This window comes from Stenotrophomonas sp. PS02289 (assembly GCF_029960115.1).
Classification (GTDB): domain Bacteria; phylum Pseudomonadota; class Gammaproteobacteria; order Xanthomonadales; family Xanthomonadaceae; genus Stenotrophomonas.
On sequence record NZ_JASCOZ010000121.1, the window covers coordinates 1 to 13147 of the forward strand.

The following is a 13147-nucleotide window of genomic DNA, read 5'->3' on the forward strand; positions in this document are numbered from 1 at the left end:
TGCAATGGGAACTGTCGCTGTAGAGCGGGGCTTGCTCCGCTGAAAGCGCCGCGCAAACATCAGCGGGGCAAGCCCCGCTCTACGCCGATCACCGCCTGTATTGACGCCCCCAGGCCCATCACGCCTTACGGCGTAGACGGCACCGGCGTGCGTTCCGGCACCACCACCACCCGCGGCCGGCTCGGCAGCGAGTGGCGCAGAATGCGCCAGATCACCTGACCGAACTGCTTCGGCAGCGAACCGGTGTTGTAGTGCTGCCCATAGCGCTGGCAGATCTCCCGCACGTCCACCGCGATGGCGGCATAGCGGTTGGCCGGCACGTCCGGGTAGAAGTGGTGTTCGATCTGGTGGCTGAGGTTGCCGGTCATCAGGTTCATCACCTTGCCACCGGCGATGTTCGACGAACCACGGAGCTGGCGCAGGTACCAGTGGCCGCGCGTTTCATCGCGCACGCATTCCTTCGGGAAGGTTTCCGCATCGGCAGTAAAGTGTCCGCAGAAAATCACCACGTAGGTCCACACGTTGCGGATCAGGTTGGCGACCACATTGCCCAGCAGCACCGGCAGGAAGAACGGGCCGGCCAGCGCCGGGAACAGGATGTAATCCTTGAACACCTGCTTGCCGACCTTGCGGCCTACCGGACGCGCCTGTCGCAGCAGCTGCTTGAAGGTCATCTTGCCCGCCAGCAGACGGCCGATCTTCAGGTCCTGGATGGCGATACCCCATTCGAACAGCAGCGCGAACACCACCGCAATGAACGGCTGCATCAGATAGAACGGACGCCAGCGCTGTTCCGGGAAGATGCGCAGCAGGCCGTAGCCGATGTCGTCATCCAGCCCGCGCACATTGGTGTAGGTGTGGTGGCGGAAGTTATGGGTCTTGCGCCAGTTGTCGGCGGTGCCGACGATGTCCCACTCATAGGTGCTGCCCTGCAGCTGCGCGTCGCCCATCCAGTCGTACTGGCCATGGATGACGTTGTGCGCCAGCTCCATGTTCTCCAGGATCTTGGAGATGGCCAGCAGCGCCACACCGGCAATCCATGCCGGAATCAGCACGCTGTGCACGAAGGCACCGAGGAAGAGCAGCGCGCGACCGGCGACGCCGGTCCAGCGCACGCCGGCCACCACACGGCGGATGTAGCGCGCATCGGCTGCGCCCAGGGTGGCGACATGGCGCGCACGCAGCGCGTCCAGTTCCTCGCCGAAGGTCTGCAGTTCACTGGCCGACAACACGCGGTTTTGCACGGAAGACATGCTCAAAGCTCCAGAATCAGATCGGTGCTGGCGCTGTTCACGCACAGCCGTACTTGCGTGGCCGGTTCGGCCGCGTGTTCGCCGGTCAAGGTGTTGCGGGTGACCCCGCTGACCTTGCCGCAGACACAGGTATTGCAGATGCCCATGCGGCAACCGCTGGCCGGGCGCAGCCCTTCGGCTTCCAGCGCAGTCAGCAGTGCGGTGCCACGCGTCAGTTCCAGGGTGCGGCCACTGCGACGCAGCTCGACCTGCACGGTGCCGGTTTCAGCGGCCACTTCACCGGCGGCCGGCGGGCTGAAGGCTTCGGCCTGGAAGCCTGCCACCTGCCCCTGCAGGCGGGTGCGTGCGGTTTCCACAAAGCCGGCGGGGCCACAGGCCATGACCTGCGCGGCGCTCAGATTGCCCAGCGCACTGAAGTCGTAATCGCCAACGCGCACAGCCGGGTTCTGCGGGTCGCGGGTCAGCGCCAGATGCACACGCAGGTTCGGATGCCGTGCAGCCAAGGCATTGAACTCATCCACAAAGCACAGGGCGTCGCGGGTCTGCGCCCAGTACACCAGCTCCACACGACCCGGCACGCCGGCGGCCTCCAGCTGGCGCAGCAGCGCGCGCATCGGGGTGATACCACTGCCAGCCGCCAACAGGACCAGCGGCGCGGCAGGCACCGCAGACAGGGTCATCTCGCCAAACGCCGCGCCCAGCTCGAACACCTCACCGGGTTGCGCCGCCTGGGCCAGATGCTGGCTGACCGCGCCACCGGCCACGGTCTTCACCGTGATCGCCAGGGTGCCGTCGTCCAACAGGGTCGGGCTGTAGCTGCGGCTGAGCCGGCGGCCGTCCACTTCCACGCCGAGGTTCACGTGCTGACCCGGCAGCAGGCCCTTGAAGTGCCGGTTCGGGCGCAGCACCAGCGTCACCGCGTCGGCACTGGCCGCCTGGCGGGACACCAATCGGGCGCGCGCACGGCGCAGGGTCCACAGCGGATGCACATGGCCCGCCCAGAAATCGAACAGTTCTTCCGACACCCAGTTGCGGGGCAGCAAAGGGTTGCGGCGACGGACAGCAGGACGGACTCGAGCGTTCATGCCGCCACTATACGACCGAGCATACAGGTGTGTATACAGTTGTATATCGTCCGGACCGGCTATGATTCATCTGATGACCGCCCAGCCCTCCCTGACTGCCACCGACCTTGCCGTATCAGCGGCGGATGAGACACACCCGGCACGCAAGGGGGCGATCTCCCGTGACGACCTGCTGGCCGCGGCGCTGGCCCTGATCGGCCCGCACCGCAGTGTCTCCACGCTGAGCCTGCGCGAAGTCGCCCGCGAAGCCGGCATCGCACCGAATTCGTTCTACCGCCAGTTCCGCGACATGGACGAGCTGACCGTGGCGCTGATCGACCTCGCCGGTCGCTCGTTGCGCACCATCATCGGCCAGGCCCGCCAACGCGCGGCGTCGTCGGACCGCAGCGTGATCCGGGTCTCGGTGGAGACGTTCTTCGAGCAGCTGCGCGCCGACGACCGTCTGCTGCACGTGATGCTGCGCGAAGGCAGCGCCGGCTCGGACGCGTTCAAGCACGCGGTCGAGCGCGAACTGAATTATTTCGAAGAAGAACTCTGTGTGGACCTGATCCGTCTGGCCGCCGCCGACAATGGCGCGGTCCTGCACGAGCCGCATCTGGTCGCCAAGGCCATCACCCGGCTGGTGTTCGCCATGGGTGGCAGCGCGCTGGATCAGCCGCCTGAAAAAGACCCCGAGCTGATTGATCAGCTGTCGCAGATGCTGCGCATGATCATTACCGGTGCGCGCACCATCGCGGGCAATCCGCCAACGCGATGAAAAACGGCCGGCTGTTCGCGGGTCGTTCGGGTTTAACCCTTACGGGTAACGCCGCTCACAGCGGCGCTCCACCACACGATCACCGTTCTTGGACTGCTGGTTGCCCTGGATGTGGCGACCGGCTGCACCTCCGGCGACCGCGCCAGCGACCGTGGCCACCTTGCGGCCGTTACCGTCGCCCACCTGATTGCCCAGCAGGCCGCCGGCTACGGCACCAATGGCGGTACCGGTAATGCGGTTCGGATCCTTGCTGTTGCGCTGAACTTCGACGTTCTTGCATACCACCTTGCTGCCATCATTGAAGCGGCGGCCTTCGTCCTTCGGCCCGTAGGTCTGCGCCGAAGCGATGGTGGAAAAAGCCAGCAAGCTGCCCAGGCACAGCATCTTGAGTTGGGTCTGCATGGTCGACTCCTATGGGTGGAACATGCGTCCAGTGTCGACACCCGCTGTGCAAGCGACCGTGAAATCAGGTGTACGCGAAGTCAAGGGATCGGCTGCGATTCAGCATGTGAATCGCAGCCAACGTACTCAACGCACCTTGTACAGCACCGTCGCGCCCGGACGCGGCTCGAACGCCGGTACCGTCTGCTGGGTCAACGCGGTGCCCTTGCCATCCCACACCAGTGTTTCGACCGGGTACTCGTCTTTGCGGGTCATCTGATCGATCTGTTTGACGATCACCGAGGCACCTGCTGGCACCTCCGGATTCCAGGCGAATACGCCCACGCGGCCGTAGAACACGGCCGGTGCTGCAGCATCGAGACGACGATCCGGGCACATCACCAAGCCACGATCCAGCATCACCCGCAGCGCGCCCACCGGCACTTTCTTCACCGTGGGCGTGGTGCGCTCGGCGCTGTGGCCGGGACAGACGTTGGCGGACCGGGTCACCATATGCTCGGCGACTTCGCGGTCGGATTGAGCAAAGGCCAAGGCGGGGCTGAGAGCAAGCGTGAGCAGCGCGAACGTAGACGTCCGGGTCATGGTGAGGCTTCCTGATTGGGATCAGGCAACCTTAACAGCCGCACATTGCACAGATGCAAAGGCAGCGTGACGGCCTTCAGTGCTGCGCCAACGCGTACTTCTTTTCCCCCGCCAGCACGGCGAGTCGCACCGGCTGCGCACCCGCGCCCTTCTGCGCCAGGCGATTTTCCGGCGGTGGCAGCGGGCACGTTGCGTAATCGGTGTAGGCGCACGGCGGGTTGTAGGCGCGATTGAAGTCCAGCGTGACGCTACCGTCTGCGGCGACCGCCTCGGTATGCAGATAGCGCCCCACGCCGTAGGTCTGCCGTCCTGTGGTCTGATCCTGGAACATCAGGTTCAGGCCTTGTGCCGGATCACCCAGCGCTTCCAGTCGCCACGTGCGTCCGTCTTTTTCAAACACGACGTAGCCCGGATTCGGCGAATTGTTGATTTCGCCAATCACGCTGGCAATCGGCAGCGTCTTGCCGGCCGGGTGCGCAACGAAACGGGCCGGCACGCGCCAGGCTTCATCGGCCGGGAAGAAGTCGAGGCCGGCAAACCCGACACGTGCCGGTGCGTCCGCGTGGCGCACCCGCAGCGCCAGCCGCTGGCCACGCTTGATCGCGGTGATCTGACCCTTGCCCTGGTCGTAGCCGAGCTTGGTGCCCCCGCCCTTTCCTTCTGGCACCAACTTCACCTCACCCTGCAGCGGCTTGCCGTCGGCGGTGATGCGTGCTCCTTCCGCAGGTTTGAAATACAAGCCATCGGCGCGTTGCTCCAGTTGGCCAAGACGGTCCGGTCCAATCGCGAGGCGGATGGCGTTGTCCTTGCCTGCGCCCACGTCCTGGCGTCCCGCTTCAACCCAGTGCAGGCCGATCAGGCTCACCCAGCCATCAGGCTTGCGCAGATCAGCTGCACGTTGCTGCACCCACGCGGCATGTTCCTGCTGGAAGCGACCGGGTGCCGGTGCCGCTGCGGACGCTTCGGCCACCACCCCATCCGTGGGGCTGCAGGCGGATGCGAACAGAACCGCCATGACGGACAGAACCAACGTGTAGGTCTTCATGCAGTTCACCAGTGTTTGGAGATGCCAAAGTGGAGGTAACGCCCATACGACTCATGCAGCGCGGTGAGGTAGTTGCCCGACGCGTTCAGGGGTGGCTCCTTGTCGAACAGATTGCGTGCGCCGACTTCCACCGCGGTGCCTGCCAGTGCGCCCTGGTTGAACTCCTTCTTCACCGACAGCGCCCAGCGCTGGGTGGACCCCACCACGTAAGGCGTCCGGTCCGAGTACGCGCCCGCGGTCACGCTGTCGATGTAGTCGTCGCGCAGTCGCACGGTCCAGTCCTGCAGGTTCCAGATCAGCGTGGCGCTGGCCCGCCATTCCGGCTTGGCCCCATTGATGCCCACCTCATTGGCCGCACCCAGGTCGGGCGCAATGATGTTCAGTTGCCCGCTGGCCACTGCGGCCGCCACCTGCTGCACCTCAATCGGCTTCTGCTGCGTGTATTCCTTCAACTGGCTGGCGCTGATCAGCAGGGCGAAGTTGCCCCATGCCGTTTCCGGCAGACGCCAGGTGAAGTTGTAGTCCACACCGGACGCGGTCAACGGACTGCGGTTCTGATAGCGCGTGTACACGTGGGTCACCACGCCGGCCGGGGCCAGACCGGAGCCCTCGAACTGCGCGATATCCTCGGCCGTCACTGCCGCGCGCACCACGTTCGGGTTGCTGCTGCCTTCCACCACGCGCAGATAGGCGTCGTAAAGCAGCTCCTCGCCCAGGGTGCTGATGGGGTTTTCCACCTTCACCTTCCACGCATCCACGCTCAGGCTGATCGAGCCCAGTCGGTCAGGCAGAAACTGCGGTTCGAACACCGCGCCCCAGGACGACTGCTTCGTGGTTTCCGGCTTCACGTCCTCGCCATAGGAGGTCACGGTACTCACCGACGGCTTGACCGAGGAGCCGCTGCTGTAGGCATTCAAGCAGGCGCTGTAGTCGGGGTGCGCGCCTTTGCTGATCAACGCATGGCAGCGGACGGCATCATTGTTGAAGCCGAAGCCGTAGGTGGGCGGCGAGTTCACCAGCTCCAGCCCCGGGGCACGGAAGCCACCGCTCACCGAACCGCGCAGCAGCAGGCTGTCAACAACCTTCCATGCGGCGGCAAACTTGGGCTTGGCGACCTGGCCGGCATCGCTGTAGTCCTCATACCGTCCCGCAATCTGCAGGTCCAGCGACTGCACCAGCGGAATGTTCTGCGCCGGCGAGATCAGCGGGACTGCCAGCTCGATCAGCGCCGACTTGACGTTGCGGCTGCCGTGCACATCCGGCCGCGGACTATGGGTGAAGAAATTGCTGGCCGCGACGGTGCCGGTGTACCAGTCCGTGTACGGGCGACTTCCGTCGATGTTCTCGTCGCGATCATCTTCGCGGCTCTCATAGCGATACTCCACGCCTGCGGCCAGGCCGATGTCGCCGGCGTACCAGCTGATCACGTCGGGACGGTTGACCTTGAAGTCCCACAGCGCCAGTTCGGCGGTACCTTCGCGCGTAGCCTCGCCAATGAACGACGAGGTGTCGTAGGGGGTAGCGTCCCCGACCCGGATGCTGTTCGGGTCACCACCGCTGAAGGGGTTGTAGGCACTGGCATCGGTGCGGTTCACGGCCTCGATGAAGGCATCGGTCAACCCGCCCTGCTGGGTATCCTTGCTGCGCGCCCGCGAGTACAGCAATGCGGTTTCCCAGTTCCAGCCGCCCTCGGTCCACCCGCGCAGACCCAGCAGCACACGTGACTGATCGTTGTCGACCTCGACCTTGCGGATACCCGAATCGGCGAACTGGTAGTTCAGCAGGCGGATGGCGTCGGCTCCGCGCAGGGACTCCGGCACCCAGTAGGCATCGGGTCGGATATGCAGCAGGAATCCGTCGCCACCGAAACCGGATTCGCTGCTCACCCAGGACTCGGAGCGCGCCCGGTAGTAGCCCAGCTCACCGAAAAGCTGCACATTGTCGGTAATGTCGAAGCGGCCGCTGGCGAAAACGTTGCCCTTCTTGATCGCCGGTGACGAGGTGATGCCGGGCTCAGCGGCGGAGTCATAGTGATAGCGCGTTGGCACGGAGCCGGACACCAGCGCCCCCGTGACCGGATTGACCGACCAGGTACCGGTGCGACGTCCGTTCGCATAGGTCTCGAAGTGTCCCCACGGGGTACGCGTACTGAAGCCCGTCGTACCGTTCGGGTCCGGCACGCTGGTGCCGTCGCCGAGGGGGCGGCGGCCATCGGTGGCGGTGAACCACGCATCGGAGTTGAGCTGCGACGTACGTTTGGAGAAGCCGTACAGCACCGAGAGATTGCCGCGTCCTTCGGCAAAATCACTGCCGAAGTAGCCATCCAGCGAGATGTCCTCGCGGTGACCATCGGTGACCTTGCCGTAGTTCAGCTGGATGCCACCGCCATCGGCCAGGTTGCTGGGCATCACCAGGTCGACCACACCGGCCACCGCGTCAGAGCCGTAGATCGAGGCCGCGCCATCCAGCAGCAGATTGACCCGCTCCAGGCCGAAGGTGGGAATCGCATTGGCGTTGTAGGTGGTGTCATCGCCGCTGTTGCTGATCGGATGCTGCACGGTGCGACGGCCGTTGAGCAGCAGCAGCGTGTACTTCGAGCCGAGGCCGCGCAGGTGGATCGACCCCACGTCCCCGCGTGCCACGTTGGAGTTGCGCCCGGCGTTGGTGGTGCCCTTTTCGGTCACCGCCACATCGCCAAACTGCGGCAGGCTGCGGAACAGCTCGTTGCCGTTGGTGGCCCCGGTCGCGTCGATCTGTTCGCGGTCCACCGCGACCACCGGCAGTGCCGCCTGGGCACCGCCACCGGCGATCTGCGAGCCCAGCACGGAGACCTTGTCCAGCGTGCGGGCGCTGGCGCGGTCATTCGCCTCCGCTGTGGCAACTGCCTCTTCCTCGGCATACGCCGACGGTGCCAGCAGGGTGCACAGCGCCAGCACCAGGTGGCGGCGATGCAGGGGCAAGCCGCGGCGAACGCGGCGGCCGGACTCGGGCTTACTGCGCAGGTTCTGCATACGCGCCTCGCACGATGCGGCCTTCCAGCTTCTGCTCGTCCTTCACCAGGTTGTACAGCGGGCACGTGGCTTCCACCGACTGACGCAGGGCATCGATTTCCTGTGCCGACGCCGGCGATTCAATCCGCACCTTGTAGTGGATGTCGCTGAAGCGCGCCGGCGACGTGACGTTGCTGCCGAAACGCGGACTCAGCTGGCCGTCCACGGTGAGTTCCAGAGAATCCAGCAGCACGTTCCGCGACGCCGCCTGCACCTCGAAGATGTGGGTGAGGCAGGTACCGGTCACGCCGAGCAGGTGCTCTTCGACCGTCGGTGCCAGTCCGTAGCCCAGCAGACCGGGTGCACTGTCGTGCAGCTGCTGGTGGTAGCCGTCCTTGCCGAGAAACACGCGACGCAGTCCGGTGCGCGGCTCGACGTGGGCGCGTGCGACCAGCGTTTCCGGCTCGGAAGGCTTCTTCTTGGCGTCGCCCGGCTTCACCTGACGCGCCAGCACTGCCGGGCGCTTCTCTTCGGTGATGAAGTCGCGCAGGCCCGGGGGCTGCTTGGGATCACGGGTGGCAGGACTCTGGATGTAGTCCACTTCGGCGTGACTGACCTGATGCGGCTGGGTAACCAGATCGATGGCCGAGGAGTTTTCATGCACGGCACGCTTCAGTGCCTGCAGCTGCGCCTCCGTGGCCGGCGAATCGATGTACGCCACGTAGGAAAGGTTGTTCGGATACGCCAGGGTCTCGCTCTTGCGCTCGGGAATGCTGGTGAACACCACGTCCAGCCCATCCAGTGGCAGGCCCTGCACGGCCGCCTGCACCACATACTCGTCAGCCACGGCGCTGGCCAGCGTGCCTACCAGTGAATCCCACGAGCCGGCTCCCAGGTTGTACCCGGCGTAGTTGCGCCCGCTGTCGCTGATGTATTGGAACTCGCCGGTTTCCCCGATGCGCAGGCGACGCACGCCCGATCGGCTCTCGGCGGTCACCTTGGCGTGGATCGCGGTGGGAACGCCCGGCTGGGCCGATTGCGCCTGGATGGCCGCGTGCTTGGCCGTGAGGTAGTCACGCAGCGGCGAAGCGGTTCCGTCGGCGGAGAAAGCGGAGGGGGCGGCGAGGAACAGGAGGGCAGACAACGCGGTTGCGCCAATCACGTTGGCGGGCGATGCATAACGAACGGCGGACATGGGCGAACGGGCTCCGAAGGCGATCATGAACAGGAGCCCACTCTTTCATGTCGCGCCGCCGCATTAAAATAACGGTTGGGTATTCCCATATATGCGGGAGGCAAGGTGCCGTCGTCGTGGATCCCAGGGCCGATCCGCCACTCCCGCGCTCATGAAGCCGAACGCGACACTAGTCGCGGCTGCCGAGATTGGGGCGCGAGAATATGCGGTCATGCGCGGAACGGCGGCTCCAATGAACCCCGAGCAGGTTCAATTCCCAGGTCAGCGTCAACACACTGCGTTTGGAAAGGGCAATCTGCTGCGATTAATACGCAAGTGCTCAAGGACTGTTGACGGACGATATGGACAATCTGTTTTCACAAGCAACCCCGCTTCTGCTGTTCCTGCTCCCAGGCTTCCTTTCAGCTTGGATCTTCTACGGGCTGACTGCACACCCAAAGCCCAGTCAATTTGAGCGAACTGTCGAGGCATTGGTCTTTACCTTCGTGGTCCAAGGCATCACCGGCGTGATCAAGACGGGCCTCGTTGCCGCAGGATCTCTTATTGCCGTGGGGGTCTGGACCGATGAGAGTCAAACGGTCTGGTCAGTACTGGCAGCTTCCGCACTGGGCGTCGGGGGTGCCGCTGCCGTCAACAAGGACACGTTCCACTCCTGGTTGAGGCGTCGCGGATTTACTTCTCGAACCTCACATCCCAGCGAGTGGTTCTGTGTTCTGGATTCCAATTCGGCCTACGTGATCCTCCAGCTACAGGACGGGAGGCGCCTCACCGGCTGGCCGAAGGAGTGGCCTGTGAATCCGTCGACGGGGCAGTTTTATATGCAACAACCTGCTTGGATCGACGAACATGGCTGCGTTGTAGACCTCGCCAATCTGGATGGCATAATCATTCACGCGACAGACGTGCGTTGGGTCGAAGTATTCCCTAAGGAGAACGCTGAACATGACATATCTACGCAAGGGATCTAATCCACCGCCCCCGGTCAGACACACGTTTGACAATGGCAATCCGGTGACACGTAGCGCGCGGCCAACACCTCCGCCGAATCCGCCGCCACCGCCAAAGAAGCCGTGATACCCACCAAAGAGGCCCCGTTGAGGGGCCTTCTCGTGTCGGCAGCCAGGAAATCCCAGCGCCCCAGTGCCTGCCGATACAATAGGCATTCCAGCCTGCCCCGATGGACCCCGCGTGACCCAGAAGCCCGTTGAACACACCCCGCTGATGAAGCAGTTCTTCGCAGCCAAGTCCGATTACCCGGACCTGCTGCTGTTCTTCCGCATGGGGGACTTCTACGAGCTGTTCTACGACGACGCACGTAAGGCGGCGCGGTTGCTGGACATCACGCTGACCCAGCGCGGCAGCTCGGGCGGCGCGCCGATTCCCATGGCTGGCGTGCCGGTGCATGCCTATGAGGGCTATCTGGCGCGGCTGGTGGCGCTGGGCGAATCGGTGGCGATCTGCGAACAGATCGGCGACCCGGCCCTGGCCAAGGGGCTGGTGGAAAGGAAAGTGGTGCGGATTGTCACCCCGGGCACGGTGACCGACGAGGCGCTGCTGGACGAACGCCGCGACACCCTGCTGATGGCGCTGTCGCGTAACAAGCAGGGCTACGGGCTGGCTTGGGCCGATCTGGCCGGCGGCCGTTTCCTGGTCAACGAGGTCGACACCGAAGACGCGCTAGAAGCCGAACTGGCCCGCTTGGAGCCGGCCGAACTGCTGGTGCCGGACGAAGAAAGCTGGCCGGAGTTTCTCAAGCACCGCAGCGGCATCCGCCGCCGCGCGCCGTGGCTGTTCGATGCCGACAGCGGCCGCCGCCAACTGCTGAGCTTCTTCAAGCTGCACGACCTGACCGGGTTCGGCATCGACGACAAGCCGCGTGCTACCGCCGCCGCCGGCGCACTGCTGGGCTATGTGGAAGAAACCCAGAAGCAGCGTCTGCCGCACCTGACCGCGATTGCCACCGAAACCGCCAGCGAAGCCATTGCCATGAACGCGGCCACGCGCCGCCATCTGGAACTGGATACGCGCGTTGATGGCGACACCCGCAATACCCTGCTCGGCGTGCTCGACACCACCGTGACGCCGATGGGCGGCCGCCTGTTGCGTCGCTGGCTGCACCGTCCGCTGCGCCTGCGCGAGGTGCTGGTGCAGCGCCACGACGCGGTGGCCACGCTGATTGATCGCGGTGCTGACGGCGACGTGCGCGATGCGTTCCGTGCGCTGGGCGATCTCGAACGCATCCTCACCCGCGTGGCATTGCGCTCGGCGCGCCCGCGCGATTTCTCCACCCTGCGTGATGGCTTGGCGTTGCTGCCGGAAGTGCGCGCGGTATTGGCCAAGCTGGACTCCCCTCGCCTGCAGGCGCTGTACGCCTCACTCGGCGAACACGACGAAAGCGCACATCTGCTGGCCACCGCCGTTGCACCAACGCCGCCGCTGAAGCTCAGCGACGGCGGCGTGATCGCCGAAGGCTTCGATGCCGAACTCGATGAACTGCGTCGCCTGTCCACCAACGCTGATCAGTTCCTGATCGACCTGGAACAGCGCGAGCGCGCCAGCAGTGGCATCGCCACGCTGAAGGTCGGCTACAACCGCGTGCATGGTTACTACATTGAGATCAGCAAGGGTCAGTCGGACAAGGCACCGGTGCATTACACGCGCCGCCAGACCCTGACCAACGCCGAGCGCTACATCACCGAAGAACTGAAGTCGTTCGAAGACAAGGTGCTGTCCGCACGCGAGCGTTCGCTGTCGCGCGAGAAGCTGCTGTACGAACAGCTGCTCGACACGCTGGGCGCGAACCTGGAACCGCTCAAGCAGTGCGCCGCCGCCCTCAGCGAGCTGGACGTACTGGCCGCCTTCGCCGAACGCGCGCAGGCACTGGACTGGGCACGTCCGGAACTGGACACCGCACCGTGCCTGCGCATCGAGCGTGGCCGTCACCCGGTGGTGGAAGCGGTGCGCGAACAGCCGTTCGAGCCGAACGACCTGGACCTGCATCCGGACCGCCGCATGCTGGTGATCACCGGCCCGAACATGGGCGGTAAATCCACCTACATGCGCCAGAACGCACTGATCGTCCTGCTGGCGCATATCGGCAGCTTCGTGCCGGCCAGCCGCGCGGTGATCGGCCCGATCGACCGCATCCTCACCCGCATCGGCGCAGGCGACGACCTCGCGCGCGGGCAGTCCACCTTCATGGTGGAAATGTCGGAAACCAGCTACATCCTGCATCACGCGACTGAACACTCGCTGGTGCTGATGGACGAGATCGGTCGCGGCACGTCCACCTATGACGGCCTCGCCCTGGCCGACGCGGTCGCGCGCCACCTCGCCTACCAGAACCGCTGCTACACCCTGTTTGCCACGCACTATTTCGAGCTGACCGCGCTGGCCGACGAGCAGCATGAAGGCGGTACCAGCGGCATTGCCAACGTGCACCTGGATGCGGTGGAACACGGTGAGCAACTGGTGTTCATGCATGCGGTGAAGGACGGCCCGGCCAACCGTAGTTTCGGTCTGCAGGTGGCGGCGCTGGCGGGTTTACCGCGCGCCACCGTGGCGCAGGCGCGGCGGCGTCTGGCCGAGCTGGAGCAGCGTGGCGGCGAGACCGTCGCCGCGACCATGGCCCCGCAGGCGCTGGATGCGCCGCAGCAGTTCGGGCTCTTCACCGCACCGTCGAGCAAGGCCCAGGAAGCGCTGGCCGCGATTGACCCGGATGAGCTGACCCCGAAGCAGGCGCTGGAGGCGTTGTACCGGTTGAAGGCCTTGGTGTAACCGAGGGCTGCACCTGGTAGCGCCGGCCGTTGGCCGGCCCAGGCGGTCCGTGGGCCGGCCA

General features: G+C 65.0%; 10 protein-coding genes. 3 read left to right on the forward strand and 7 right to left on the reverse strand.

The window, feature by feature from the left end:
* Positions 1–125: 125 nt before the first annotated feature.
* Together QMX83_RS15520 and QMX83_RS15525 are read right to left on the reverse strand one after the other, a co-directional pair.
* The gene (locus QMX83_RS15520; RefSeq protein ID WP_282297540.1) at positions 126–1253 is read right to left on the reverse strand and encodes an acyl-CoA desaturase; all 1128 of its coding nucleotides are present in this window, start codon (positions 1251–1253) and stop codon (positions 126–128) included.
* Positions 1254–1255: 2 nt separating this feature from the next.
* Complete coding sequence (locus tag QMX83_RS15525) at positions 1256–2338, reverse strand: ferredoxin reductase (protein ID WP_282297541.1); 1083 nt, start codon at positions 2336–2338, stop codon at positions 1256–1258.
* A 73-nt stretch (positions 2339–2411) separates the two neighbouring features.
* Here QMX83_RS15525 and fabR point away from each other — a divergent pair, with 73 nt between their 5' ends.
* Entirely contained in the window at positions 2412–3095 is a 684-nt protein-coding gene (fabR, locus tag QMX83_RS15530; protein WP_125358353.1) for an HTH-type transcriptional repressor FabR, read from the forward strand.
* A 39-nt stretch (positions 3096–3134) separates the two neighbouring features.
* Here fabR and QMX83_RS15535 read toward each other — a convergent pair whose 3' ends face one another.
* The 5 genes from QMX83_RS15535 to QMX83_RS15555 all read right to left on the reverse strand — a co-directional run bounded on the left by QMX83_RS15535 (position 3135) and on the right by QMX83_RS15555 (position 9309).
* Complete coding sequence (locus QMX83_RS15535) at positions 3135–3497, reverse strand: glycine zipper 2TM domain-containing protein (protein ID WP_282297542.1); 363 nt, start codon at positions 3495–3497, stop codon at positions 3135–3137.
* A gap of 126 nt (positions 3498–3623) precedes the next feature.
* Entirely contained in the window at positions 3624–4055 is a 432-nt protein-coding gene (locus QMX83_RS15540; RefSeq protein ID WP_282297547.1) for a hypothetical protein, read from the reverse strand.
* Between the two features lie 100 nt (positions 4056–4155).
* Complete coding sequence (locus QMX83_RS15545) at positions 4156–5124, reverse strand: DUF1684 domain-containing protein (RefSeq protein WP_282297543.1); 969 nt, start codon at positions 5122–5124, stop codon at positions 4156–4158.
* Between the two features lie 5 nt (positions 5125–5129).
* Positions 5130–8135: a TonB-dependent receptor gene (locus tag QMX83_RS15550; RefSeq protein ID WP_282297544.1), complete on the reverse strand. Its 3006-nt coding sequence runs from the start codon at positions 8133–8135 to the stop codon at positions 5130–5132.
* On the reverse strand, positions 8116–9309 hold the full coding sequence (locus QMX83_RS15555; protein ID WP_282297545.1) for an OsmC family protein: 1194 nt from the start codon (positions 9307–9309) through the stop codon (positions 8116–8118). The genes QMX83_RS15550 and QMX83_RS15555 overlap by 20 nt, the downstream gene beginning before the upstream one ends.
* Positions 9310–9650: 341 nt before the next feature.
* On the opposite strand from QMX83_RS15555, the gene QMX83_RS15560 reads away from it, so the two are divergent.
* A complete protein-coding gene (locus QMX83_RS15560; protein WP_282297546.1) occupies positions 9651–10277 on the forward strand; it encodes a DUF6338 family protein in 627 nt (208 codons plus the stop codon).
* A 253-nt stretch (positions 10278–10530) separates the two neighbouring features.
* Positions 10531–13086: a DNA mismatch repair protein MutS gene (gene mutS / locus QMX83_RS15565; protein WP_282297548.1), complete on the forward strand. Its 2556-nt coding sequence runs from the start codon at positions 10531–10533 to the stop codon at positions 13084–13086.
* Positions 13087–13147: the final 61 nt, after the last annotated feature.